The organism is Burkholderia sp. D-99, assembly GCF_011605345.1.
GTDB lineage: Bacteria > Pseudomonadota > Gammaproteobacteria > Burkholderiales > Burkholderiaceae > Burkholderia.
Map to the genome: position 1 here is coordinate 501465 of NZ_JAAOXM010000004.1, position 25542 is coordinate 527006.

Below are 25542 nucleotides of genomic sequence, written 5' to 3' on the forward strand. Positions count from 1 at the left end.
GCTGTCGTCCTCCCGGATTGCGTCGTGTCGACGCGCGCGCAGGGTCGACCCTGCGCGCGCCCGCTTGCGTTTATCGCGCGCCGGCCTGGCGCATCCGCATCGCGACTGACGAGCCGCCGGCCGTCATCTGCGTGTAGTCCGCATTCGGCCCGGACGGCGGCGTCAGGTTGTCGGCGGCCGCCCATTGCGTCGGCGCAGCCGACAGCGTGTAGTTCATCGTGCCGCCATTGGCGATCTTGCCCAGCGGCAGCCATGAGCCCGCGTAGTCCACGCCGTTGACCTTCAGCGACTGGATATACGCAAACGACGGGCGCCCTGCACTGTCCATCGCCACCTGCTTGTCGCTTTCGAGCCGCAGCGTCTTGCCGTTGCCGAACCAGACGGTGATCCCGCTGAACTGCGGCGTGGACAGCGCGAGCCCCGCTTCCGACGGAATCACCGGGAACATGCCGAGTGCCGCCCACACGTACCAGCTCGACGTCGCGCCCATGTCGTCGTTGCCCGGCAGCCCGTCGCGGCCGGTCGTGAACGTTTTCGACATGATGATCGGGAGAACGTACTGTGCGCCGCTCGGCTGCCCGGCCCAGTTGTACCCCCACGGCGACTGGAACGACGGTTCGTTGCCGATGTACAGGTTGTTCGACGATTCGCCGCCGTTCAGGTCGCCGGAGCTCGGCACGGTCGAGAACGGTGTCGTGATCGCAAACAGCGTGTTCAGCCGCGCGACGGCTGCCTGCTTCCCGCCGATCGCGTCGATCAGCGCGCTCCAGTCCTGCGCGAAGGTCCAGAAGTAGTTCGGTTCCGTCGACTCGTGGAACGAACCCTGCACGAGCGTGCCCAGCGTGCCGGGCGCCGAGCCGGCCGGCGGCGCGTTGCGCGCGGCGATCACCTTGTTCGTGTAGTCGAAGATGTTGCGCCACCACCCCGCCCGCGTGTACAGCATGCCGATGTTGTCGGGCGTCACGCCGACCGACGGTGCGTTCAGCACGCTGGCGGGCAGCGCCTGCAGGAACGCGGCCGCGGAACGGTCGCTCAGCACGCGCTCGATGGTCGCCGAAGACGAGTGGCCGTCGTCGCTCTGCGACAGGTAGTGGGCCGTCAGGAAATTGGCGAGCCCCGCTGCGCTCGTGCGGTCGTTACACGCGCTGGACGGATCGAACACCGACTGCTTCGTCAGGCGTGCGGCCGACACCAGGTCGAAATCGGTCGCGCCGAACTTGTACGCGCCGGCAATCACGTTCAACGCGTTGTCGCCCGCCATCGGCGTCGAGTCGTCGCTGCCGTCGACCCAGTGCGGGAACGCGCCGCACTGCAACGCGTCGACCACGAGCGACTGCATCATGTCGCTCGATTCCTTCGGTGCGAGCAGCGCCAGCAACTGTGCCTGCGACCGGTACGTGTCCCACAGCGAGAAGCCCGTGTAGTGGTTGCCCGCGCCGCCCTGCGAACCGTCGGCGCGCCGGAATGCGTAGTCGCTGGCCTTCGCCGTCGCGCGCGGCGGAACGGTGCCGGTCTGGTCGACCGACGTCGGATAGCTGCCGTCCGCGTTCCTGGGCTGGCGCATGCTGCGGAATTCGCCATTCGTGTCGCTGTAGAGCGTCGGCGTGCCGAACACGCGATACAGCGCGGTATAGAACTTCGTCAGGTTCGCCTTCTGCGTCGCATTCAGCGATGCGGGCGTGGCGGCCTGGTCGATCTGGATCGTGTTGAGCCGGTCGTTCCACGAGCCGGACGCCTGCTTGCGTGCGTCGTCGAATGCGAGCTTCTCGCCCTCGGCTTTGAGGTTGGCCTGAGCGTTCCCGATGCTGACGGAGGAAATCCCGACTTTCACGGTAACGGTCCGGTCCGCGTCGGTCAGGTCGAACTGCAGCGTCGCCGCGCCATTGCTGGCGGTATTCACCGCCGATGTGCCCGCCTGCTTGCGCAGCGGCTTGTCGAAGGTCGCGTAGAAATACACGGGCGCATTCCACACCGTGCCGTACGGCGTGCAGAACGCCGGCGCGACGGCCTGCCCGCTCATCGACTTGCCGTCGCTCGCGATGGCCAGTGCGACGTTCTTGGCGGTGACCTTCGTGCTGCCCGAATCGCTGTTGCCGTTCAGCTTCGCGTCGATCGAGAAGAAGCCCTTGTCCTTGTTCGTGTACGTGAAGCGCGCGATGCCGGAGCGTGCGGTCGCGCTCAGCTCCGTCACGATGCCGTTCGCGAGGCGGACCTTGTAGTACCCCGGTTCGGCCGTTTCATCCGCGTAGCTGTACCCGACGCCGATCGGCCGGCCGCCCGATGCCACGGCCGTCGCCGCGTCGGTCGGCAGCATCGCGACCGTGCCCTGCCCCGGGCACCCGACACCGCTCAGGTGCGTCACGCTGAAGAAGTCGATCGTGCCGCCCGACCCGCCCGACGACAGGTAGCCGCCCGAGCCGTTGAAGTTGTAGCGCGGCGTGTTGGGCCCGAAATTGACCATCCCGAACGGCACCATCGCGCCGGGGCTCACGTTGCCCGCGTAGCCGGAGTCCGAATTGACCTGCGTGCCGATGAGCGGATTGACGAACTGCGTCAACGGCATGTTGGTGCGCGTCGGCGGGGCCGGTTGATCCGGCCGGGACGGTTGCGACGGCCCCGAGGTCGACGGCGTGTCTCCCGCGCCGCTGCTGGCCGTCGGAACACTGTTCACGTCGTCGCCGCCACATGCGGCGAGCGCTGCACAAGTCAGTGCGGCGACGAGCAAGAGTCGTGGATTTTTCATTTTTTCGTTTAGTACCGTTAATTAAAACGATTGATCCGGTGTCGCGATCATCCGGCACGCCGCCTGGCTTGCGGCCCTGCGTGGCACTTCGATACCGCACGGCATAACGTCGACCGGTCCCCACGCGACGTCACGCTGACTTGTTACGTGCGAATACCCGGCAGCAATCGTTGCTGCCGCAACCGTCTCCTCTACCGCCCTGTCTCCGGGAACGTCACAGGCTTCCCAGGGGCTTACAGTGCCGTAACGACTGTTTATTCACCACGAGAAGTTTCCCGAATTTTCAGTTTGTTTAACTAAACAATTGGGAGTTATGTGGCTTCAGGTACAAATTTCCGCCATTTGTTGCGTTGCAACGGCGGCGCACGGGAGGTGCATTGGCGGGCGCCCGGCGAATCCGGGCGCCGCATGAACTTGCAGAACGGAACGAACGGATGCCGTGCGCGTCAGCGCGGCAACGTCCTCAACGACGACGGCCCGCCCGTCAGCGCGATCCGCTTGCCGGTATCGCGCAGCTTGCCGCCTTCCACCGCATACAGCGCCAGTTGCCGTTCGACGTTGAACTGCACGATCACGTGCCGGCTGTCGGCGGTGAACACGATGCCTTGCGCGGCTTCTCCGCCCGGCAACTCGCTCACCTTCACGGCCTGCTCGCCGCGGATCTCGAACAGCAGCACCTTGCCGATCTTGTGGCGGCCCGGATTGTCGGGCGTCAGGTTCGAACCGTCCATCGCCTGCACGGCGATCCACTTCCCGTTCGGCGAGATCGCGACGCCTTCCGGCAGCGACGGCACCGTCAGGTACTGGACCGTGCGGAACGGCACGCGCGACACGTCGATCAGCGCGATCGAATCGGCATCGCCCGCCAGGGTGCCCGTATAACCCGGCAGCCCGGCCAGCCCCACGTTGCTGACGACGGCCCAGCGGTTGTCGCTCGACACGTCGATCGTGTAAGGCGCGACGCCGGTGCTCAGGCGCGAGCCGCTGTCGGTCACCTTGCCGTCGTCGACGTTCAGCACCGCGACGCCCTGCTCGTCGCGCAGCGACACGAGCGCATGCTTGCCGTCATGCGTGAAGCTGATCCCGGCCAGCCGCTTCTTGCCGATCTTCAGGCTGCCGTCGAGCGTCACGTGCGTGCCGTCGATGCGAAGGATCGACACGCTGCCGTCGACGTTCGCGACCAGCGCGAGCTTGCCCGAGCGGTCGATCGCGATCCCTTGCGGATGCGCGCCGAGCTCGATGCGCGTGACCGTCGGCGGCGCGGCCTCGAGATCCACGACCTGCAGGAACGTGTCGTACACGAGCTGCTTCGCGGCCGTGTCGTAACGCGTCGGCGCGCCGACGAGCGCGATCTTCGCGTCGGGCGTGATCGCGACGGCCTGCGGCGGCCCCTGGATGCCGTTCTCGACGTCGACCTGCAGCGCGACCTTCGGCGGGAACGTGCTGGCGTCGAGCAGCGTCAGCGTGTCGGCGGGCGGCGAGGCCAGATAGGTGTCGCGGCCCTCGACGCGCTGGTACTTGCCGTCGTTGCCGGACACGATCCAGTCGGCGGCGTGCGCGGCAACGGCCGTCGTGGCGAGGGTCAGCGCGGCGAGCAGGCGCGCGCTGCGCGGGCGGAAAGGATTCGAATGCATGTCGGTCGGTTCTCCGGATCGGTTGCGGACGCAATGGATGGCTCGACCCTGCTGCTCGACGGGTCGATGCCATCGCATGATGCCCGAAAGCCGGCGGATCCGCCGTTTCGCACCCGGTTCGTTTCGGTCAAGCCGCCGGTCGCGCGCCAGGCGGCCAGTCGCCGGCGTCATCGAGCGGATACACCGGCCGCGCAAGCCGCTCGTAGTGAAACAGCCCGTAGTCCGAGCCTGTCACGCCGCGGCTGTCGCACTCGACCAGCGCGGCCGCGATCGGCACGAACACCGGCCGGCAGTACATCCGCGATTTCAGCAGCAGGAAGCGCGCGCGGCGCGGATCGACGCCGACGCTCTCGAACACGCCGAGATCCCACGGCTCCTGCGTCCGCTCGGTGATGACGAGCGTGGCCGCGCCGATATCGAGCACGGCCGTGCGGCCCATATACGCGCGCTGGCCCGTGTAAGTCGGCCCCGTGATCACGTATTCGCCGTCGGTGAGCGCACGCACGATGCCGGTCGCGCGAAACGGCTCGCGCCGCACGCCGCCGTGCGACGGCAAGCCGTTGCCGACCGGTACCGTGACGGTCGCGCCGACACCCGCGTCGATCAGTGCAGCGACGGCTCGCGGGTCGCACAGCGGCCCGCTGACGATGCCGTCGAGCCCGTGCTCGAGCGCAGCCTCGAGCAGATCCATCGTGTCGCACGGGCCGCCCGACATGCAGTTGTCGCCGTGATCGAGCATCAGCACGGGGCGATCCGCGTCGCGCGCGAGCGCTGCGGCCTGCGCCACCGATTCGGCAAGTGGCGCGCTGCGATAGACGAACGCGTCGCGCTCGTCCCAGATCTGCCGCGCGATGCGCTCGGCCACCGCGTCGGCCGCGGCCCGGTCGCCGTCGGCCACCACCACGACGCTGATGCACGGCGCGGGAATATCCGCGAGCGAGAAGCCGGGCAGCACCGAAACCGCGAGCATCCCGTCGGCCTCGGCCGCGCGCGCGGCCTCCACCGCGCGACGCATCGCGCCTTCCGCGCTCGCGCTGCGCAGCGTCGACGTCATCAGCGGCGGCTGCCGCCACGCGAGCACGGGCCGTGCGCGGCCGTGAAGCTTGTCGAACAGCACGCGTGCCGCATGTTCGCCCGTCTCGACCATGTCGACGTGCGGATAGGTCTTGAAACTGACGATCACGTCCGCGTGGTCGATCATCTTCTGCGTGACGTTCGCGTGCAGGTCGAGCGCGACCGCGATCGGTGCGTCGGGCAGCGCCGCGCACACGCGCTCGAGCAGGTCGCCCTCGCCATCCGCGCTCTGCTCGGCGACCATCGCGCCGTGCAGGTCGAGCATCACCGCGTCGCAGCCCGGCGCGGCCGCGACGATCGCGTCGCAGATCGCCGCATACGCGTCGGCCGCGACCGGCCCGCTCGGGTTCGCGGCCGCCGAGACGGGCGTGACGATCTCCGCGCCCTCGCGCGCCGCCGCATCGATGAACGCGGCCATCGCGGTGCGCATCCCGCGATTCGCGCGATACGCGTCGTCGCCCCAGTCGGGGCCGTTGCGGCCGAACGCGGCGAGCGGAGTCGGCACCGGCGAGAACGTGTTCGTCTCGTGGTTCATCCGGGCGATCAGGATCTTCATCGTGCGCCGCCCTCCGCGTTCGCGGCCGTATCGCGTCGGCCCGCTGTCGTCTCCTTCACCCGCATCGTCGAATTCCTCGCAATCGATCAAACGATCAAACGATGAAACGGCACGGCACGCGCAGCGTGCCGTCGCCGGCATCGCACCGCCGCCCGCCGGCTCACTTGCCATCGCGAACCGGGGCAGAGGCGCGCACCGCTCAAGCGTACCCCGTCGTGCCCTTCGTCTCCAGATATTCGACGAGGCCGAACTCCGCATACTCACGTCCGTTACCCGAACGCTTGTAGCCGCCGAACGGCGCGGCCGGGTTCCACGCCGGATAGTTGATGTGCACGTTGCCGACCCGCAACCGTGCCGCGACCCGCCGCGCGCGCTCCGGGTCCTTCGTCTGCACGTACGCCGCGAGCCCGTAGACCGAATCGTTCGCGAGCGCGACGGCTTCGTCCTCGGTGCGATAGGTCATGATCGCCAGCACCGGCCCGAAAATTTCCTCGCGCGCGATCGTCATGCCAGGCGTGACGTTCGAGAACACCGTCGGCCGCACGTAGAACCCGTCTCCAAGCCCGTCGGGTCGACCGAGGCCACCGGCGACAAGCGTTGCGCCTTCGTCGATCCCGCACTGGATCAGCTGCTGGATGCGGTCGAACTGCGTGCGACTGACCACCGGCCCGATGCCGGTTTCCGTCGAACGCGGATCGCCGACGACGGTGCGCGCCGCCTCCCGTCGCGCGGCCTGCTCGGCCAGTGCGAGATGGTCGACATGCACGAACATCCGCGTCGGCGCGTTGCACGACTGCCCGCTGTTGCTGAAGCAACTACGCACGCCGCGCGTGACCGCATCGTCGATATCGGCGTCGGGCAGGATCAGGTTCGGGCTCTTGCTGCCGAGCTCCTGGTGCACGCGCTTCACGGTCTCGGCCGCCGCCTTCGCGACTTCGACGCCCGCGCGCGTCGAACCGGTGAACGACACCATGTCGACATCCGGGTGCCGCGACAGCGCGTCGCCCACTTCATGCCCGTAGCCGTGCACGAGGTTGAACACACCGGGCGGCACGCCGGCTTCGTGCAGGATCTCGGCGAACAGGATCGCGCTGAACGGTGCGATCTCGCTCGGCTTGAGCACCATCGTGCAGCCGACCGCAAGCGCCGGCGCGACCTTGCACACGATCTGGTTGATCGGCCAGTTCCACGGCGTGATCAGCGCGCACACGCCGATCGGCTCGTGCGACACCAGCAGCGAATCGGTCTGCGTACTGAAGCGGAACGACTGCAGCGCGCGGATCGTCTGCTCGAGATGGGCGGTGCCGACCGCCGCCTGCATCGCACGCGCGAACGCGATCGGCGCGCCCATCTCCTGGCTGATCGTCTGCGCGACCTCCTCGTAGCGGCGCTGGTAGATCTCGAGCACGCGCCGCAGCAGCGCGACGCGCTCGTCCACCGGCCAGCGCGAGTACGTGTCGAAGGCCTGTTTGGCCGCGCCGACCGCGTGATCGACGTCGGCGGCACCGCCGATCCTGAGCTGCGCATACGGCCGCGCCGTACTCGGGTCGATCACGTCGATCGGCTGCGCATCGGCGGGGTCGAGCCACTGGCCGTCGATATAGGACTGTCGTGACGTTCGCATCGAATGCTCCTGTTGTGACGGATGCAGGTGCTCAGCGCGTCGCGCGCGCGAAGGTGTCGACGAGGATGTCGCGGATCTGCGCGACGAACCACACGATCTCGTCGCGCGACATCACGAGCGGCGGCGAGAACTGCACGATCGGCGTGCCTTCGTGATCGACGCCCGCACGGCACAGCAGCCCCGCGTCGAAGATCGCCGGCGCGAGCAGCGTCGACACGAATGCCTGCGCGCTGATGCCGGCCGCCCAGCGGCGCGCCGCCTTGTCGGTCACGAGTTCGAGCGAGTAGTGGTAGCCGTCGCCGCGCACGTCGCCGACACACGGCAGTTCGAGCAGGCCGTCGAGCGTCTGGCGGAACACCGCTTCGTTGCTGCGGACGTTCTCGAGCACGCCTTCGCGCTCCATGATTGCGAGGTTCGCGAGCGCGGCCGTGCACGCGACCGGATGGCCGCCGTAGGTCGCGCCGTGCAGGAACATCTGCTGCGGGCCGTCGAGCACCGTGTCGACGACCGCATCGCTCGCGATCACGCCGCCGAGCGGCACGTAGCCCGACGCGATGCCTTTCGCGAACGTGATGATGTCCGGCTTCAACCCGTAGCGCGCGGAGCCGAAATATTCGCCGAGCCGGCCGAACCCGCAGATCACTTCGTCGGCGACGAGCAGCACGCCGTGCCGGTCGCAGATGTCGCGCAGCCCCGCCGCGTAGCCGGCCGGCGGCGTCAGGCTGCCGCCCGCGTTCTGCAGCGGCTCGACGACGATCGCGGCAACGGTATCCGGCCCTTCCTGCACGATCAGCGATTCGATCTCGTCGAGCAGATGGCGCGTGAACTGCGCTTCCGTCTCGCCCGTCGGCCGGCCGTAGCGTTTCGTGTTGCCCACGTGCCGCACGCCCGACATCAGCGGCTCGAAATGCTTGCGGAAGTTCGTCATCCCGTTCAGCGCGAGCGCGCCGAACGACGTGCCGTGATACGCGACGCGCCGCGCGATGAACTTGCGCCGCTGCGGCTCGCCGCGCGACTGGTGATACTGGCGCACCAGCTTGATCGCCGATTCGTTCGACTCCGAGCCGCTCGACGTGAAGAACACGCGGTTCAACCCGTCCGGTGCGAGCGTCGCGAGCTTGTGCGCGAGCGTGATCGCCGGCTCGTGGCCGACACCCCAGTTGGTGGCGAACGGCAGCCGCACCATCTGCTCGCGGATCGCGTCGCCGATTTCCGCGCCGTGGCTGTAGCCGACCTGCACGCAGTAGAGCCCGGCCAGCGCATCGAAGTAGCGCTTGCCGTTGCGGTCGACGAGCCAGCAGCCTTCGCCGCGGTCGAACACGGTCAGCGCGTTGTCGCGATACGCATCGGCGTGCGTGAAATGCATCAGCAGGTGGCGCTTGCCGAGCGCCTGCAGGTCCGCATCGAGATTGACGTCAACAGCGTTCATGGTTCACTCCTCGTTCAGGGTTTCAAGTCCGGCGCGGCGCGTCCGGTCATTCAATTCATCGACAGCGTCGGCGCGGGGCGCGTGAAGCCGCGCGTCAGCCATACGAGCTGGCAGAGTCCGAGCACGAGCCAGCCGATGCCGACGTAGAACGTCTGGCGCGACAGTCCCGACCAGAGCCACACGTTCATCGCGAAGCCGATCGCCGGCATCACGCCGAACGTGATCCAGCCCGCGAAGCGGCGATGCTCGGGGCGGCACAGATAGCTGCGCATCACGCACAGGTTCACGATCGCGAACGCGACGAGCGCGCCGAAGCTGATCATCGTCGACGCGAGATCGAGCGTGATGAACAGCGCGGACAGCGACACGATGCCGACCGCGAGCGTCGCGCGCACCGGCGTACGCAGCCGCGCATGCAGGTGGCCGAACACGCGCTCGGGTAGCACCCGGTCGCGGCCCATCGCGAACAGCACACGCGTCACGCTCGCCTGCCCGGCCATCGCGCTCGCGAAACAGCCGGCCACGTACACCGCGACGAAGAACGCCGACAGCGTGCCGCCGCCGATGCGCTGCATCAGCTCGAGGCTGGCCGAATCGAGATCCTTGAATGCGTGCCAGTCGGGAAACACCACCTGCCCGACGTACGCGATCAGCATGAACAGCACGCCGCTCGCCAGCGTGCAGAGCAGGATCGCGCGCGGCACCGTGCGCTTCGGCTCGCGCGTTTCCTCCGACAACGTGGTGACCGCATCGAAGCCGAGGAACGACAGGCACAGGATCGCGGACCCGGCGAAGATCGCGTGCGCATCGCCCGACGACGGCAACGCGACGGCCATCGACAGCCCTTCGCCTGCCGCGACCCGCGCCGATGCGACGACGAAGATCGCGATGAACACCAGCTGGCTCGCGATCAGGATCAGGTTCACGCGATTGACGAGCCGGATGCCGACGATGTTCAGCCCGGTGATCAGCGCGATGCTCCCGACGATCCACACGCTGGCCGGCACCAGCGGAAAAATCTGCTTCATGTAGATGCCGATCGCGAGGTAGCTGATCATCGGGATGAACAGGTAGTCCATCAGCAAGGCCCAGCCGACCATGAAGCCGGCCGACGTGCCGAAGTTGCGGCTCGCGAACGTGTAGGCGGACCCGGCGCTCGGCATCAGCCGCGCCATGTGGCCATAGCTGCGCGCGGTGAACAGCATCGCGACCAGCGTGACCGCATACGCGGCCGTCAGGTGCCCGTTCGTCGCGCTCGTGACGAGCCCGTAGGTCGTGAACACCGTCATCGGCAGCATGTACGCGAGGCCGAAGATCACCAGCGTCGCGAGGCCGAGCAGGTGCGGCTTGCGGCGTTCGTCCGCATCGCCGCGCATCGCGTGTGCGCCGAAGTCATGCGTCGCGGCGGCCGATGCGTATCGACCCGGGCTGTCGTTGTCCATGCTGTCCTCACGTGGGTGGCATTCACGGTTTCAACACTCGTTCGCCCGGCACGGCCGGCGGCGCACGACTGGAAGAAAGTGTGGTGCGCCCAAAATTCCGCCACGAATGAGAAATGCGGACGTAATCAGGGGATATTTGCGGACACGTCGCCACGCGTCGCGCCGGCGAGTCATGCATGGTGCGATGCCGCACTGGCGTTTTGCGGACATTCCGGCTATGTTCTACGCGACCCAGTCGCCCCGTCAGCACCATGGACAGCCGCTCCCATCGAAACCAGAGCCGGGCCGAGCGCAGCCTGCGTTCGTCGCTCGGCCTCGCGCGCCCGGCCGGACGCCAGGAGGACATTCCCGCCACCGTCCACGCGATCGCGGTCGCGCTGGACGAGTGCCGCGTGCGCCATATCGACGGTGCCGCGCTGCTCGAAGGCACGGGGCTCGGCGCGGCCGAAGTCGCGTCGCCGAACCTGCACGTGAATCGTGGCCAGGAGCAGCGCTGCTTCCACAACCTGCTGCAGCGCAGCGGCGTGCCGTCGATCGGGCTGTCGATCGGCGCGCGGCTGCACGTGTCGACACTCGGCCTCGCCGGCTACGCGATGCTGATCAGCGGCTCCGTCATGCAGGCATTCCGGTGCATGGGCCAGTTTCCGCTGTTCATGGGGCTGTATTTCGATGTACGTATCGATGCGCACGCGGACGGCATGAGCGTGACGATCAGCCGCTACAACGGCGAACCCGATCTCGAGGTGTTCCAGGTCGACATGTGCCTGTCGAGCCTGCGCCTGATCGTGTCCGATCTCGTCGGCAAGCCGGTCTGGCCCGCGCAGGTGCAGCTCGCGCGCCGCACGCCGCGCAACGCGGCCGATTACACGCGCCACTTCGGCTGCAAGGTCGCGTTCAATGCGGGTGACAACCGGCTCGTGTTCACGTCCGTGAACGGTACCGAGATGCCGCTGCTCGCGAACGAAGTCAGCTTCAATGCGCTGCACGGCCAGTGCGAGGCGCTCGAACGGCAGTGGGCCGCGTCGGTCGGCACGCGCTTCGCCGATCGCGCGAAGGAGCTGATGGCGCGCGACCTCACGCGTTTCAAGTCGATGACGTCGCTCGCGAACGCGCTGCACCTGACGGAGCGCACGCTGCGCCGGCGGCTCGACAAGGACGGCCTCTCGTTCCAGTCGCTGCTCGACGACGTGCGCCGCGACGAAGCGGTACGGATGCTCGACGACCCCGCGCTGACGGTCGCGGCCATTGCCGAACGTCTCGGCTACAGCGAGCCGCGCAGCTTCCGTCATGCGTATCGCCGCTGGACCGGGCGCACGCCGCGCGCCGGCGCGGATCCCGATGCGTAACGCGCAATAGGCGCCCGTTTGAAAGGGCTGCAGCACAAGCTTTCCCGGCGGACGACGGCGAGCCGGCTTCATGGCCGGCATCGGCGCTTCCCGCACACGTGATTCATGACCTGCGTCCGAATGGCGTCGCGTTCGACGTGGCGGCAGTCATCCGGGTCTACTCGCGTAGAATGCGCGCAACCATCAAGCCGAGCGGGCCACGCCTTCATTCCACTCGCGCCGGCGCAACGCGAACAAGACGACACGAACAAGACCCGCGGCATCCGCCGACGGCGCCGCCCCGGCCGGGCAAGCGCCGCCGCGACGAATGCCCGCCGACGACGCCTCCATGAGCAAACCGATCCTGTACCTCCTCGCCGGCAACGGCAGCGCGGCCGACTGGTGGGACGATGCGCTGCCCCACTTCCGGCATTACCGGCCCGTGCCGCTGGAACTGCCGGGCTTCGGCGACAACCCCGCGCCGCCCTGCGAGGATCTCGCCACGTATGCGCAAGCGCTGCTGGACGCGACCGAACCGGGCCACGCGATCATGGCGGTGGGCGTGAACGCGCTGCTGGTGCTGCACGCGCTGCAGCGACGCCCCGGCCACTTCAGCCGCAGCGTGCTGCTCGCGCCCGTCGGTGCATTTCTGTGGGAGCGACGCCTGCCGAAACTGATGGCGCCGAAGCCGCTGCGCAAGACCATCCACTGGCTGCTCTCGCACTACCCGGCGCTGTTCGCCCGCAAGTTCTCGAACCTGACCTGGACGCGCGCGCAGTACCGCCGCATGGGCGCAGGCTACGCGCGCTGCCGCGCGTTCCTGCCGCACTGGGATCTGGTGCGCGCCGATACCGCGCTGCCGCTGCTCGAGTGGGTCACCGATCGCATCGAACTCGTGTGGGGCGACCAGGACAACGTGCTCGGCGTGCGCCAGGCCGCCGCGTGGTCGGCCATCCTCGCGCGCGCCGAGCTCACCGTCACGCTGCAGGCCGGCTGGGGACACTATCCGTGGATCGACGCGCCGGCCGCGTTCGCGCAGTGGCTCGAAGCGGGCGACGCCGGCTTCGTCGCGCACACCAAGGGCGGGCGCCTCGCGCTGGCCACGATGGCCGGCCTGCCCGTGCCGCCCGCGCTGTCGCTGACCCGCGCCGACGATCCGCGCCTGCCCGGCTTTCTCGCGAGCCAGCCCGACGCCGAGTGGGCGATCCGCTCGTCGAGCCACGGCGAAGACCAGGCCGATGCGGCCAACGCCGGCCTGCACACCACGTTCCTGCGCGTACCGGCATCGCAGGCCGCCGCGCGCGTGGCCGAGCTGCTCGACGGCGGCCTCGAGGAAACGGTCGTCCAGCGCTTCATCACGCCCGTGCTGTCGGGCATCGCGTTCGTGCGGCATCTCGCGGCAGAAGTCGAGTGGGTGGAAGGCCACCTCGAAACGCTCGCCGACGGCCAGGCCAGCCCGCAACGTGCGATCCTGTCACGGCTTGGCGAGCCCTGGCAACGCGGCACGTTCCCGACCGCGCACGGCCTGGGTGAGACGCAGCTGTGGGCCTTCCTGCAACGCGTGCTGCACGCGTTCCACTACGTGCCGGGCGATGTCGAATGGGCGTGGGACGGCAAGCAGCTGTGGCTGCTGCAGTACCGTCCGATCAGCAGCTACGGCTGGCACCGGCACCTGACCGCCGCGAACATTGCCGAGATCCTGCCACCGCAACCGAGCCGGCTGGTCGAGTATGCGCAACGGCGCGCGGCCGGCAGCATCCCGGCCATCATGGCGCGCTGGGATGCGCGCGTACTGCAGGACAACGAACCATTCACCGCGCTCTATGGCGGCGCGTCGTACATCAACAACGACCTGTTCCTCGCCCGTCTCGCCGACTGGGGCGTATCGGCCGGCAACTACAGCGGCGAGATCGGCGGTGCGACCCCGCCGCTGCGCTGGCGCCCGCTGCGGCTGCTGCGTTCGCTGCCGGTGTTCTGGCGCATGCTGCGCGTCGCGCGCGGGCATCTGCCGACGCTCGAACGCGGCTTGCAGCGCTTCGACCAGGAACTCGCGATGCTCGTCGAGCGACGCGCCGACGGCCAGCAACTGGCCGACTGGTTCACGCGCTTCTACGTGTTCGTCGTACAGGGCAACCTGTGCATCGCGTCATCGCTGGCCAGCAGCGGCGGCGCATTGTGGGGCCGCCCGCCGACCGCATACGGCCAGCTCGAGAACAGCCCGCATCGCCTGCCGTGGGAAACCGATCCGGGCACCGCGCGGCTCGCGCCCACCGACCTCCCGTTGCAGGCGTTTCCCGTCTGGCCGCTGCCGGTCCGCGTACTCCACGCGCTCGGCGCGCCCGGCATGCGCGGCTGGTATCTGCAGGTACGCGAGTGGTATCGCGACAACCTGATGCGCGTGTTCTTCCGCCTGCATCACGCGATGCCGGCCGCCGACCGCGACGTGTGGTTCGCCCCCCATCCCGATCGCCGCGAACGCAACGGCAGCTTCTGGCAGGACGGCAGCGAAGGCACCGACGAGGCGGCCGGCTTCATGATCTATCCGGGCCACACGCAAGGGGTGCTCGGCCACGACATCCTGCTGGAAGACACGCTCGACCCCGGCCGGCACGCGCAGTACCAGGCCGCGCGCGCCGTGATCGCGCGCATGGGCGGCCGGCTGTCGCACGGTGCGACGCTGCTGCGCGAACTGCGCAAGCCGTCGGCCGTGCTGCCGCGCGTCGATGCGGCGTGGATCGGGCGCGAGGTGCGGCTCAGCGACGGGCGGCTGACGCTGGTCGAATAGGCGCGGCGCGGTTGCCGCGTGTCTGGGTCTGGGTCTGGGTCTGGGTCTGGGTCTGGGTCTGGGTCTGGGTCTGGGTCTGGGTCTGGGTCTGGGTCTGGGTCTGGGTCTGGGTCTGGGTCTGGGTCTGGGTCTGGGTCTGGGCCTGAGCCTGGGCCTGAGCTCGAGCCGGTGCCGATGCCGGTGCCGGTGCCGGTGCCGGTGCCGGTGCCGGTGCCGGTGCCGGTGCCGGTGCCGGTGCCGGTGCCGGTGCCGGTGCCGGTGCCGGTGTCAGTGCCAGGCCAGTGCCAGTGCCAGTCCCAGTGCCAGTGCCAGTGCCAGTGCCGATGCCCGTGCTCGTGCCCAAGCCCAAGCCCAAGCCCAAGCCCGAACTCAGCGTACCGGCGTGCGGACTTTCCCGTCGACCTTCAACGTGCGCCGGTCGTGCGCGGCTTCGTATTCGACCGTCTGCGCGGGCGTGACGGCGCCGTACGAACGGCCGTTCACATAGACCATGCCGTCCCGCAGCTCGACCCGGTCGCCGTTGACCGTCGCGGTGGCCCGTTCGCCCTGCAGCACCGCGCCCGAGCAACCGGCGGTCGAAAAGCTGCGGACCGACGTGCCCGGCATCGCGGCGATCCCGCCCTGATCCGCTGCATGCGCCGCGCTGCAGGGCGGCGCGTCCATGCTGCCGGCAGCGTGGACCGCGCCGGCGCTGATGCCGCATCCGGCAAGCAACGCAATCGTCATCGGCTTCAGATGGTTCATGGTGAGCTCCGTTGTCCGCCGCCGCGGATCGATGACCGGCCGACACCCGTGCTCGCATCGCAGGCCGTCCGGATGCACCGAGTATGCGTCCGGTTCGCGGCACTCCGCCATCCGCGCCAGTACCACTCCCGGCCCGCCCCATCCGCCCCCGTGATCCGCGCCGGCGCCGGTCCCGGAAGCGCCCCCAGGCAAAACCCGTCCCGATGAAAATCCGCCTTGATCAAGTTGCGACCCGCAACTATTATTGATTGCGATTCGCAACCATTCCGGGCTGACCATGGACCTCATCGACGCTCCCGCCAAGCCTCGCGAAGCCACCATCCTCGAGCTTCGCGACTTCTCCCGCAAACTGGTTCGCGAGCTCGGCTTCATGCGCGCGACGCTCGCCGACAGCGACTGGGCGCCTTCGGCGGTTCACGCGATCCTCGAGATCGGGATGGCGCCCGGCATCAACGCCCGCGACCTGGGCAACATCCTGCGGCTGGACAAATCGAACACGAGCCGGCAACTCGCGCGGCTCGAGGCGGCCGGTGTCGTCGAACGGCGCGTGTCGAGCGACGATGCGCGCGCGACCGAGCTGTACCTGACCACCGACGGAAAAAAGCTCCAGAAAAGAATCGACACGTTCGCGACGGATCAGGTGTCGAATGCGCTGCGCCGCATGGTGCCCGCCGACCAGCAGGCGCTACTGCGCTCGCTCGCGCTGTATGCCGATGCGCTCGCGCAGGACAACGCCGCCAAGGAGAACACTGTGACGCCCGATGCGCCGTCGATCCGCGAAGGCTACCAGCCGGGCTGTATCGGCGATATCGCGAGCCTGCACGCGCGCTTTTATTCGGAACAGTGGGGATTCGGCGCCTTTTTCGAAAAACGGGTGGCGACCGAGCTGGCCGAGTTCGCCGGTACGCTGCCGGCCGACGGCAAGGCGCTTTGGCTGTGCCAGGAAGACGGCCGCACGCTCGCGTCGCTCGCGATCGACGGCGACCCGGCAACCGGAATCGCGCACCTGCGATGGTTCATCGTGAACGATGCGTTGCGCGGGTCGGGCGTCGGGCGCCGGCTCATGACGGAAGCCATGCGCTTCGTCGATTCGCAGCGGTTTCGCGAAACCTATCTGTGGACGTTCAAGGGCCTGGATTCGGCGCGCCATCTGTACGAGTCGTTCGGCTTCACGCTGACGAGCGAATCCGCGGGCACGCATTGGGGCACCGAGGTGGTCGAACAGCGCTTCAGCCGGCCCGGGCCGGCCGGCGGCTGAGGGTCGACGGGCCGTCTGCGCTGCGAATGCCCTGATGGTCTGTCGACACGATGCTCCCGCCCCGCCAACCACGACGCCCGGCATGTTCGAACGTCTCGCAGCCCTCGCACGCTGCGCGGCGGCCGCCCTTGCCCTGCCAGCCCCCGCCGCACAGATCATTCATCGGGTTCCGCAGGGCCATAAAGCCACGGGCTTGCCTGGCATTACTCGGTGCCAACTGCCACGACGCCGTATCGCGCGGCCGGGCGCAAATCATCGCAAGATCACGCCAACCCGGCCGCTCACCGATTCACCGCGCGCTTACGTCGACGCAAAGCGATTGCGCGGATGGCGCACTCCGAGATGATCGCGCAAGGTCGTGCCGTCATACTCGGCACGGAACAGTCCGCGTGCCCGAAGGATCGGCACCACCTGTTCGACGAAGTCGGTAAATGCCCGAGGCGTACCGCCCCCGACAATGAAGCCGTCCGCAGCGTCAGCCTCGAACCATTCCTGCAAGCCGTCCGCGATGTGCTCCGGCGTACCGATAAAACGCGGACGCGGTGCAGCCAGCTCGAGCGCAACCTGGCGCAACGTCAGCCCACCCTCGCGCGCCTTGTGCTTGATCTCGTCCGTCACGCTGCGGAAGCTGTTGCTGCCGAGGTCGCCGATATCCGGAAACGGCGCGTCGAGCGGGTATTGGCTGAAATCGTGATGCTCGAAAAACCGCCCGAGATGGTCGAGCGCGCTTTCGATCGTGATCAGTTCCAGACTCTCCTGGTATTGCCGCTCCGCGTCCTCGGCGGAACGGCCCACGATCACGCCGATCCCTTGGAACAGCTTCAGGTCGTCGGGCTGCCTCCCCTGCTCGATCACCTGCTGCTTGAGACCGGCATAGAACTCGCGCGCCTGCTCCAGCGTATCGTGATGAGTGAAAACGGCATCCGCATGTCTGGCGGCGAGTTGCTTGCCTGCGTCCGACGCGCCCGCCTGAAACAGGATCGGACGGGCCTGCGGTGTACGCCCCACGTTCAGCGGCCCTTCGACGGAGAAATACTTGCCCTTGTGATTGAGCGTGTGAAGCTTGGCCGGATCGAAGAACACCCCGCTTGCGCGGTCGCGTACGAATGCGTCCTCCTCCCACGAATCCCAGAGCCCCTTCGTGACCTCGAGATATTCGTCGGCGATCCGATAGCGTTCGTCATGCTCGGGATGCTCGCTGCGCGAAAAATTACGCGCCGAACCTTCGAGCGGCGACGTCACGACGTTCCACCCCGCCCGCCCCCGACTCAGGTGATCCAGGCTGGCGAACTGCCGGGCAACCGTGAACGGCTCGCTGTAGGACGTCGACAAGGTCCCCACCAGCCCCACCCGCTCGGTGACGGCCGAGAGTGCCGACAACAGCGTGATCGGCTCGAACCGGTTCAGGAAGTGCGGAATCGACTTCGCGTTGATGTGCAGGCCGTCGGCAACGAACACGAAATCGAACTTGCCGGCCTCGGCCTGGCGGGCCACGCGCTTCGCGAAGTCCGGGTTGATGCTCGCATCGATCACCGCGTCGGAATGCCGCCAACCGGCGTAATGCCCGCCCGGCCCGTGAATCGTCGCGCCAAGATGAATCCGTCTGGGACGCCTGTTTTGCCCCGCCGCCTGCGTGTCACTCATGATCACGTTCTCTTCGCTGTACTGACATTAATGGAAGGCGCCACGCCCTTTTCACACCCATCCTCGTCATCTCGCGGTTCAAGGCACCCTGCCCGCCCCGTGATGGACGCCCAGCCGTCGCTGGCCGCGGGTGAAACGCACATCGGCGCCGCCGCGCGCGTCACTGCATGAACTGCTCGTTGCCGATCAGGCCGATCTTCGTCGCGCCTTCTCGCTGGGCCGAAGCCAGAACCTCGGCCACCGCCCGATAAGGCGCGGCCTTGTCCGGGCGCAACCGGATCTCGTCCTGATCGGCCGCGGCGGCCACTTCTCGAAACTTCGCATCGAGCGCGGGCCCGCCGCGTACGGCCGCACCGTTCCAGTTGACCGCGCCGTCCGGGGCAATGTCGATCTGCACCACCTGCGGCGGATGCGGAGGCGGCGGCGGATTGCCCACCGGCAGGTTCATCTTCACCGAATGCATCTGGATCGGGATCGTGATGATCAGCATGATCAGCAGCACCAGCATGACGTCGATCAGTGGCGTGGTGTTGATGTCCACCATGACGTCCGGCTCGTCGCTGCCCGCTCCGGAACCTACGTTCATACCCATCGTTCGAACTCCCTAGCCGCCCCTAGCGGGCGGCTCCGTAATGAAGGAAACCTTGCCGATCCCGGCCCGCTCGCACGCTGTCACGACCTTGCCGATGTACTGGTACGGCGTGGCCTGGTCGCCGCGCACGTGCACGTCCGGCTGCGGCGTCTGCACGGAAACGCCTTTCAGCCGCGCCACGAGTGTCGGCAGATCCACATGCTCGATGCCCCAGAAGATGTCGCCCTGCCGGTTCACCGCGATCTCGATGCTTTTTGGCTGCGTCTGCAACGCTTGTATCCGCTCCTTCGGCAGTTGCACCGGGATCGTATGGGTCACCACCGGGATCGTGATCAGGAAGATGATCAGCAACACCAGCATCACGTCCACGAGCGGCGTCGTGTTGATCGCCGAGATGACCTCGCCGTTGTCGTCACTGCCGCCGACACTGATCGCCATGACCGCCCCCGCTCAAGACTGAACCGCCAGCACCTGCGGCGCCTGTGCCGCAGGCGTCGCGATGCTGCCGGCCGCGCGCCGGCCGCTCGCGAGCAATACCGTATGCAGTTGTGCGCCGAAGTCGCGCACGCGCTCCATCACGGACTTGTTCCGTCGTACCAGGAAGTTGTAGCCGAGCACGGCCGGTACGGCCACGGCGAGGCCGATTGCGGTCATGATCAGCGCCTCGCCCACCGGGCCGGCGACCTTGTCGATCGATGCCTGGCCGGCAATGCCGATGGCCGTCAGCGCGTGATAGATACCCCATACGGTGCCGAACAGCCCGACGAACGGCGCCGTGGACCCCACCGTGCCCAGAAAGGCCAGGCCGTCCTGCAGCCGGTTCGACACGTTGGTGATCGAACGCTCGATGCTCAGGTCGATCCAGGTATTGCGGTCGACCGAATCGAGCAGCGCCGTATCGTGATGCTCCCCGGCCTCGATCGCGTTCTCGGCGATGAAGCGGAACGGCGACGCATCATCGAGCTGGGCCGCGCCCTCGGACAGCGTCGGTGCATTCCAGACCTGCTCGTCGGCCGATTTCGCACGGCTGTTTGCGCGCACCTGCTCGAGGAACTTGGTGATCATGATGTACCAGCTGCCGAGCGACATGACCACGAGCAGCCCCAGTACGAAGCGGGCCACGAAGTCGCCGTTTGCCCACAAGGCCCCCAGGCCATACGGATTCTCGACGGTTGCCGACGTCGCGGGCGCGGGCGGCGGCACCGCGAGATCTGGCGCACTTGCGGCACCCGGTTCCGCCACGGCCGGTGCCGCGCCGGCTACCGCCCGGCCCGGCGCCGATGCCGCCGCGTCCTGTGCAAGCACGGCTTGCGGTGCAACCAGCGTGCCTGCGGCCACGGCCGTGATCATCAGACTCGCCGCGAGAGCGGCACGAAAGCGTTTTTTCATAAGGACTCCGTATGCGTCGTATATCGATTCGGAACACTGGCCAGGTCGATCGGCTGTCCGTGGCCTGCGTCAATTCAGATTGAAGGAAAACGGCACCCGCACCCGCACGGGCTGCCCCTGGGCAATGCAGCGAAAGCGCTTGACCGCGTTCAGTGCCGCACGGTTGAGCACCGGGTCAGCCGGTTGCGCGACCCGCAGGTTCGTGACGTGGCCGTCCGGGTCCACCGTGAACTCGACCGTGACATCGCCCGTGATGTTGTTGTCCTGCGCTTCCGCCGGATAGACGATCGACGAGCGGACCTCATCCGAATTCGGACAGACGACACCGATCTCCTGGTTCACCGGCTTGGCGACCGGCACGGGCGCCGGTGCGGGGGGCGCCTCGTGCACGGGCGCGCTCGGCGCCGGCGCGGCCTGGTGGGTGATCGTCGGTTGGGGCGGAGCCTGCACGTGTACCTCCGGCGGCGGCACGAACGGCGGCGGCGGCGGCGCGACCCGCGGCTTCGACACGACCTTTTCGACCGGCTTCGGCGGCGGAGGCGGCGGCGGGGGCTTCACCGGAACGATGATGCGGGTCTCGATCGGTTGCTGGACGATTTGAACGACCCGGGTCGCCAGGCCGTTCACCAGCGCCCAGATCAGAACGAGATGCAGGCCGATGGCAATCGCGATGCCGCCGAAGCGACGCACCGGGTGAGTCCGTTTCTTGCCGAACGAGCGCGGACGGCTGACGGCCGCGAGTGGTGATTGAGAGACGCTGCTCATGGTCTGTCCAATGGCATTGAGGTCGGGGGGCGGGCGGCGCACGCCGGACGCGGGCGCCTGACGTTCCGGGCAAGCATCGGCGAGCCCCTCCCGGCCGGTGCAAGCGCATCAGGTCGATCGCCGGGTTCAGTCGCGCACGCCGCCCGATGCATGTCGTATCGATCCCGTCAGGCCGCGGCCGGTTCGCGCCGGTCGGCCGGACGCCAGCCGAGTGCCGGAGCGATACGCGCGACGAAATCCTCGAGGATCTGCCGGTAATTCTCGAATGGCAGGTCGTAAGGCAATTCGAGGCGCAGTTCCCGCACGTGCCCCACCACCGGATCGGCGAGCAGCCGCTCCACGATCTCGTCCGAGGTGCCGACGAGATCGGGGGCGAAGATCGTGCGTCGTTCACCCTGCGGCGCGAGCGTGCGGGCATGGCGCGCGTCGGCGAACGCCCGATAGCGTTCACGCTCACGCACGTTCGCGCCGTCGGTCGGTACGATCACACGCCCCAACGCGATACGCGGTTCGGCGGCTCCGCTCCAGTGACTGCGGTACAACTCGAGCTGCCGCAACTGCGCGTCGACGTAACTGTCGGTGCCCTCGCCCGAAGTCAGGTTGCCGATCAGCAAGTTGAAACCGTTTCGGGCGGCCCACTCGATCGAGCGCCGGGAACCCCCGCCATACCAGAGCCGGCTCGTCAGGCCGGGCGCATACGGGCTCACCCGTGGCCGCACCCGGCCGGCGGCCGATTCCACGAACGTGTCCTCGTCGCCGAGCCATTCGCCGGCGAGATTGCGACGCAGGCGCGCCACGCGCGCATGCGAGAAGTCGACCTGATCCGGATCGGTATCGAACAGCCGCTCGCCCAGCAGCGCGCCGTGATTCGGTGCGCCCGCGCTGAGTCCGACATGGAGCCGACCCTTCGACAGCACGTCCACCGTCGCCAGATCCTCGGCCAGCCGGAAAGGATTCTCGTAGCCCATCTGGATCACCGCGGCGCCGAGGCCGATCCGGGTCGTCCGCTGGCTCGCCGCCGCGAGAAACGTGGCGGCGGAGGAGACGGCGCGCTCGAGATGGCGCTGCCGTACCCACGCGCTGTCGTAACCGAGCGCCTCTCCCACGCGGAACAACTCAAGCGTCCGCTCGAATCCGGAAGCGGCGTCGTCGTCGGGATAATTCCCCGGCGTCAGGAATGCAATATGATCGATTCGTCCGTTGCTCACCATTTCCATCCTTCTTCATTTGCCACGGTGCCCGTGTCATGCCGTATCCGCCGCGAGCCGGCGAAAGCAGCCGGTCGGCAGGAGCGGCCGAGCTAGGACAGCACCTTGGACAGGAACTCGCGCGTGCGCGGATGCTCGGGCGCGCCCAGCACCGCCGCCGGCGGGCCTGACTCCACGACGCGTCCGCCATCCATGAAAACGATCGTGTCGGCCACTTCCCGCGCAAACCCGATTTCGTGCGTCACGACGATCAGCGTGGTGCCGGAGCGCGCGAGCTGACGAATCACGTCGAGCACTTCGTTGACGAGTTCCGGGTCGAGCGCGGAAGTCGGCTCGTCGAACAACAGCACCTTGGGCTTGAGCGCGAGCGCACGCGCGATCGCCACGCGCTGCTGCTGCCCGCCGGACAGCTGACGCGGCCACGCATCGGCCTTGCCGGCCAGGCCCACGCGGGCGAGCAGCGTGCGCGCTTCCGCTTCCGCCTGGGCGCGCGGCAGGCCCGCCGCGACCGGCGCCTCGATGATGTTCTCCAGCACGGTCAGGTGCGGGAACAGGTTGAAGCTCTGGAAAACCATGCCGACCTCGGCACGGCGGCGCAGGATGTCCTTTTCCTTGAGCTCGTAAAGCGTGCGGCCGTCGCGGCGATAGCCGACCAGTTCGCCGTCGATGGCGATGAATCCCCCGTCCACGCGCTCGAGGTGGTTGATGGTGCGCAACAGCGTCGACTTGCCGGAGCCTGACTTCCCGAGAATGACGGTCACGCTCCCGGACGGAATCGCCAGCGAAACGTTGTCGAGAACCTTCTGCAATCCGAATCTTTTCGATACCCGATGAATGCCGACGGCCGCTCCGACGCGCTGCTGCGCCCAGCCGGCCGCCTCGGCGCCGGACGCTGCGGCGACGCCGGGCCGGGTGCTCGCCGCCGCACCCCGGAACAACAGCGTCCCGATCGAACGCAGGCCGTTGCGCAAGCGCGCCGCGACACGCGAGACGGCCACCGGGTCGCGCGTCGCACCGCGCGCATAGTGGCGCTCGATATGCACCTGGATTGCCGACAAGGCGGTCAGGATGACCAGATACCAGACGGTCGCAACCATCAGCATCGGAATCACTTCCAGGTTGCGGTGGTAGATGATCTGGACCGTATAGAAGAGATCCGGCATCGCGAGGATATAGACGACTGCCGTCCCCTTCGCGAGGCCGATCACATCGTTGAACGCGGCAGGCAGGATCGCCCGCATCGCCTGGGGCAACACGATGCGCCAGGTCTGCCGTGCACGCGGCAGACCGAGTGCCGCCGCGGCCTCGCGTTGCCCCTGGTCGACCGACAGGATGCCGCCGCGGATCGCTTCTGCCGCGAACGCGGCCTGGGTCAGCGTCAGTCCGAGGATGGCCGCCATGAACGGTGTGATCAGATCCGTGGTCGGGCCGTGCAGGAAGACGATGTTCGTGAACGGGATCCCGAGCTGCACCGTGTCGTACAGATAGCCGAGATTGTTCAGCAGCAGCAACAGCACGATGGTCGGAATCGAGCGGAACAGCCAGATGTAGGCCCACGAGCACGAGGACAGCAGCGGCGAACGCGAGAGCCGCGCCAGCGCGAGGGGAATGGCCAGTGCGAAGCCGAGCACCGCACCGAGCGCCGTCAGCAGCAGGGTCTGCCCCAGCCCTTCGAGCACGGCCCGCGAGAAAAACCACTGCGCAAAGACGCTCCAGCCCCACTGCGGGTTGCCGAGCACCGAATGCAGCACGGCAGCGATCAGCACGATCGTTGCGACGGTCCCGACCGTCCTTGCCGGATAACGGGCGGGAACCACCCGGTCGTGCGTGTAGTCGGGCGCCGCCGGCGCTGCGCTCTCCGGCACGAAGGGGGTATTGCCGGCGATCCGGGAAATATCGTTCATTACGCTGCCTTTGCGCATGTCAGGTCGATCCGTCACGCCGTCGCGGCGGTTGCGTAGCGGTTCGCGCGACGCAGCGGGCCGGCATGGTCCCGCAACGCGGCGCCCGGTAACGCACCGCAGTAGCGGCTCCGTGCGTCGTCGGCGATCTCGCGACGCAGCCCATGATCCGGATGTCCGCCGCCGTCATTCTTCGCCGAGCCTTCGAGCGGCGAGGTCACGACGTTCCACCTGGCCGGCCCACCGCCGATCGGGCCGAAAGTGAGGTTGTGTTGGATCATGTTCGAATCCGCACGCTGGAAATTCAAACCGGGACAGTCGCCGTCAAGCGCCGACCGGCTGCTCGACACGTGCCAGCGCTTCAATCGAAGCGAGGCGTATCGCAGGGTCCGCCACCGGGTTGTCGATGACGAACTCGTCGATCCCGAAGCGCTCATGCAGCGCGTCCAGTTCCCGACGCACCTCATCCGGCGTACCGGCGACCACCTGCGGATGCAGTTCATCTACACGGTATTCGGTAACACCGATCTGGCGCGCGTAGTCGGCCGCCGCCTCCGGGCTTTGCAGGTTGACGCTCTGCCCGTTCCCGAATCGCAGCTTGAAGATTTTCAACGTGCCGACCTGGCGCTTCGCGTCCTCCGACGTTTGCGCCGCGACCGCGAACAGGGCGAGCAGCGGTACGCGCCCCGTCGCATCGCGATAGACGTCGATCGATCGCTCGATATTGGCGATATCGCCGTTGAAGTGGCCGGCGTAGCAGAACTGCCAGCCCTGGCGGGCAGCCAGTGCGGCACTTTCCGGACTGCCGCCCAGCAGGATGCGCTGCGGCGGCTCGGGCGGCGTGGGCAACGCCAGCGCACCGGCCAGCGGGTGATCGGGGGCGACGCCGTCGCCGAGAAACGCATCGAGTTCGGCGAGTTGCCCCGCGAAGTCCGGCTTCTTCGCCTTGTCGTGAAACCACTGCAATGCCCGCGTCGTGAGCGGCAGCCCACCGGGCGCCTTGCCGACGCCCAGGTCGACGCGTCCCGGCGCGAGCGCGGCCAGCGCACGAAACGATTCGGCGACTTTGTAAGGGCTGTAATGCTGAAGCATCACGCCGCCCGAGCCCACGCGAATCCGGGACGTATGCGCGAGCAGATGCGACACGATGATTTCCGGCGCCGAGCTTGCGAGGCCCGGCGCGCCATGGTGTTCCGCGATCCAGAAGCGCTTGTAGCCCAGCGCGTCGGCCCGCTTCGCGAGCGCGATCGTGAAACCCAGCGCATCATGCGCGCTCGCCCCTTCGGCAATCGGGCTTTTATCGAGAATCGACAGGGAATAGGACATGAGACTCAACCTCGAGAGAATGCGGACACACACCAGATTCAGATTCTCGTCACGCGGTATCGATGGGGCTGAGAATTCCGCGCTGGATTTCCATTATGTAGAA

19 protein-coding genes are annotated in these 25542 nt (G+C 67.7%); 3 read left to right on the forward strand and 16 right to left on the reverse strand.

The features are described 5' to 3' along the window. Positions 1-70: 70 nt before the first annotated feature. The 6 genes from HAV18_RS19465 to HAV18_RS19490 form a co-directional block, all read right to left on the reverse strand. A complete protein-coding gene (locus HAV18_RS19465; RefSeq protein ID WP_166958648.1) occupies positions 71-2743 on the reverse strand; it encodes a glycoside hydrolase domain-containing protein in 2673 nt (890 codons plus the stop codon). A 446-nt stretch (positions 2744-3189) separates the two neighbouring features. After that, positions 3190-4377 (reverse strand): YncE family protein, encoded by a 1188-nt coding sequence (locus HAV18_RS19470; protein WP_166958650.1) that lies wholly within the window; start codon positions 4375-4377, stop codon positions 3190-3192. Positions 4378-4504: 127 nt separating this feature from the next. Further along, the gene (locus HAV18_RS19475) at positions 4505-6007 is read right to left on the reverse strand and encodes a M81 family metallopeptidase (protein ID WP_166958652.1); all 1503 of its coding nucleotides are present in this window, start codon (positions 6005-6007) and stop codon (positions 4505-4507) included. A gap of 199 nt (positions 6008-6206) precedes the next feature. Further along, a complete protein-coding gene (locus HAV18_RS19480; protein WP_166958654.1) occupies positions 6207-7631 on the reverse strand; it encodes an aldehyde dehydrogenase family protein in 1425 nt (474 codons plus the stop codon). A 31-nt stretch (positions 7632-7662) separates the two neighbouring features. After that, on the reverse strand, positions 7663-9060 hold the full coding sequence (locus HAV18_RS19485) for an aspartate aminotransferase family protein (RefSeq protein ID WP_166958656.1): 1398 nt from the start codon (positions 9058-9060) through the stop codon (positions 7663-7665). A gap of 50 nt (positions 9061-9110) precedes the next feature. After that, complete coding sequence (locus HAV18_RS19490; RefSeq protein WP_166958659.1) at positions 9111-10502, reverse strand: APC family permease; 1392 nt, start codon at positions 10500-10502, stop codon at positions 9111-9113. 251 nt (positions 10503-10753) lie between these two features. On the opposite strand from HAV18_RS19490, the gene HAV18_RS19495 reads away from it, so the two are divergent. Both HAV18_RS19495 and HAV18_RS19500 read left to right on the forward strand, forming a co-directional pair. Continuing rightward, positions 10754-11848, forward strand: coding sequence for an AraC family transcriptional regulator (locus HAV18_RS19495; protein ID WP_166958661.1), 1095 nt, complete (start codon positions 10754-10756; stop codon positions 11846-11848). A gap of 328 nt (positions 11849-12176) precedes the next feature. Further along, positions 12177-14612, forward strand: a complete 2436-nt coding sequence (locus HAV18_RS19500; protein ID WP_166958663.1) for a PEP-utilizing enzyme — start codon at positions 12177-12179, stop codon at positions 14610-14612. Between the two features lie 369 nt (positions 14613-14981). On the opposite strand, the gene HAV18_RS19510 is transcribed toward HAV18_RS19500, so the two are convergent. Next, positions 14982-15356 (reverse strand): sugar ABC transporter ATPase, encoded by a 375-nt coding sequence (locus HAV18_RS19510; RefSeq protein WP_166958665.1) that lies wholly within the window; start codon positions 15354-15356, stop codon positions 14982-14984. A 277-nt stretch (positions 15357-15633) separates the two neighbouring features. Between HAV18_RS19510 and HAV18_RS19515 the strand changes: the two genes are divergently transcribed. Continuing rightward, positions 15634-16614: a helix-turn-helix domain-containing GNAT family N-acetyltransferase gene (locus HAV18_RS19515; protein WP_166958667.1), complete on the forward strand. Its 981-nt coding sequence runs from the start codon at positions 15634-15636 to the stop codon at positions 16612-16614. A 300-nt stretch (positions 16615-16914) separates the two neighbouring features. Here HAV18_RS19515 and HAV18_RS19520 read toward each other — a convergent pair whose 3' ends face one another. From HAV18_RS19520 to HAV18_RS19560, 9 genes are all read right to left on the reverse strand, one after another. Beyond that, positions 16915-18258: an LLM class flavin-dependent oxidoreductase gene (locus HAV18_RS19520; protein WP_166958669.1), complete on the reverse strand. Its 1344-nt coding sequence runs from the start codon at positions 18256-18258 to the stop codon at positions 16915-16917. 160 nt (positions 18259-18418) lie between these two features. Beyond that, the gene (locus tag HAV18_RS19525) at positions 18419-18850 is read right to left on the reverse strand and encodes a biopolymer transporter ExbD (protein ID WP_166958671.1); all 432 of its coding nucleotides are present in this window, start codon (positions 18848-18850) and stop codon (positions 18419-18421) included. A gap of 12 nt (positions 18851-18862) precedes the next feature. Then, entirely contained in the window at positions 18863-19288 is a 426-nt protein-coding gene (locus HAV18_RS19530; RefSeq protein ID WP_166958673.1) for a biopolymer transporter ExbD, read from the reverse strand. Between the two features lie 12 nt (positions 19289-19300). After that, positions 19301-20239 (reverse strand): MotA/TolQ/ExbB proton channel family protein, encoded by a 939-nt coding sequence (locus HAV18_RS19535; protein WP_166958675.1) that lies wholly within the window; start codon positions 20237-20239, stop codon positions 19301-19303. Between the two features lie 69 nt (positions 20240-20308). Beyond that, positions 20309-21004, reverse strand: a complete 696-nt coding sequence (locus tag HAV18_RS19540; RefSeq protein WP_166958677.1) for an energy transducer TonB — start codon at positions 21002-21004, stop codon at positions 20309-20311. Positions 21005-21171: 167 nt separating this feature from the next. After that, positions 21172-22221, reverse strand: coding sequence for an LLM class flavin-dependent oxidoreductase (locus HAV18_RS19545; RefSeq protein WP_208102023.1), 1050 nt, complete (start codon positions 22219-22221; stop codon positions 21172-21174). An 83-nt stretch (positions 22222-22304) separates the two neighbouring features. Then, positions 22305-24116: an amino acid ABC transporter permease/ATP-binding protein gene (locus HAV18_RS40195; protein WP_166958681.1), complete on the reverse strand. Its 1812-nt coding sequence runs from the start codon at positions 24114-24116 to the stop codon at positions 22305-22307. Between the two features lie 32 nt (positions 24117-24148). Next, on the reverse strand, positions 24149-24394 hold the full coding sequence (locus HAV18_RS19555) for a hypothetical protein (RefSeq protein WP_166957927.1): 246 nt from the start codon (positions 24392-24394) through the stop codon (positions 24149-24151). A gap of 43 nt (positions 24395-24437) precedes the next feature. Then, entirely contained in the window at positions 24438-25439 is a 1002-nt protein-coding gene (locus HAV18_RS19560; RefSeq protein ID WP_166958683.1) for an LLM class flavin-dependent oxidoreductase, read from the reverse strand. Between the last annotated feature and the right edge of the window lie 103 nt (positions 25440-25542).

Excerpts from the sequence above, each read along its gene's own strand:
- HAV18_RS19495 (WP_166958661.1), top strand. The coding sequence starts at position 10,754 with ATGGACAGCCGCTCCCATCGAAACCAGAGCCGGGCCGAGCGCAGCCTG.
- HAV18_RS19525 (WP_166958671.1), bottom strand. The coding sequence starts at position 18,850 with ATGGGTATGAACGTAGGTTCCGGAGCGGGCAGCGACGAGCCGGACGTC.
- HAV18_RS19545 (WP_208102023.1), bottom strand. The coding sequence starts at position 22,221 with ATGGAAATGGTGAGCAACGGACGAATCGATCATATTGCATTCCTGACG.
- HAV18_RS19540 (WP_166958677.1), bottom strand. The coding sequence starts at position 21,004 with ATGAGCAGCGTCTCTCAATCACCACTCGCGGCCGTCAGCCGTCCGCGC.
- HAV18_RS19490 (WP_166958659.1), bottom strand. The coding sequence starts at position 10,502 with ATGGACAACGACAGCCCGGGTCGATACGCATCGGCCGCCGCGACGCAT.
- HAV18_RS19465 (WP_166958648.1), bottom strand. The coding sequence starts at position 2,743 with ATGAAAAATCCACGACTCTTGCTCGTCGCCGCACTGACTTGTGCAGCG.
- HAV18_RS19500 (WP_166958663.1), top strand. The coding sequence starts at position 12,177 with ATGAGCAAACCGATCCTGTACCTCCTCGCCGGCAACGGCAGCGCGGCC.
- HAV18_RS19485 (WP_166958656.1), bottom strand. The coding sequence starts at position 9,060 with ATGAACGCTGTTGACGTCAATCTCGATGCGGACCTGCAGGCGCTCGGC.
- HAV18_RS19530 (WP_166958673.1), bottom strand. The coding sequence starts at position 19,288 with ATGGCGATCAGTGTCGGCGGCAGTGACGACAACGGCGAGGTCATCTCG.
- HAV18_RS19520 (WP_166958669.1), bottom strand. The coding sequence starts at position 18,258 with ATGAGTGACACGCAGGCGGCGGGGCAAAACAGGCGTCCCAGACGGATT.
- HAV18_RS19470 (WP_166958650.1), bottom strand. The coding sequence starts at position 4,377 with ATGCATTCGAATCCTTTCCGCCCGCGCAGCGCGCGCCTGCTCGCCGCG.
- HAV18_RS40195 (WP_166958681.1), bottom strand. The coding sequence starts at position 24,116 with ATGAACGATATTTCCCGGATCGCCGGCAATACCCCCTTCGTGCCGGAG.
- HAV18_RS19555 (WP_166957927.1), bottom strand. The coding sequence starts at position 24,394 with ATGATCCAACACAACCTCACTTTCGGCCCGATCGGCGGTGGGCCGGCC.
- HAV18_RS19535 (WP_166958675.1), bottom strand. The coding sequence starts at position 20,239 with ATGAAAAAACGCTTTCGTGCCGCTCTCGCGGCGAGTCTGATGATCACG.
- HAV18_RS19515 (WP_166958667.1), top strand. The coding sequence starts at position 15,634 with ATGGACCTCATCGACGCTCCCGCCAAGCCTCGCGAAGCCACCATCCTC.
- HAV18_RS19475 (WP_166958652.1), bottom strand. The coding sequence starts at position 6,007 with ATGAAGATCCTGATCGCCCGGATGAACCACGAGACGAACACGTTCTCG.
- HAV18_RS19480 (WP_166958654.1), bottom strand. The coding sequence starts at position 7,631 with ATGCGAACGTCACGACAGTCCTATATCGACGGCCAGTGGCTCGACCCC.
- HAV18_RS19560 (WP_166958683.1), bottom strand. The coding sequence starts at position 25,439 with ATGTCCTATTCCCTGTCGATTCTCGATAAAAGCCCGATTGCCGAAGGG.
- HAV18_RS19510 (WP_166958665.1), bottom strand. The coding sequence starts at position 15,356 with ATGAACCATCTGAAGCCGATGACGATTGCGTTGCTTGCCGGATGCGGC.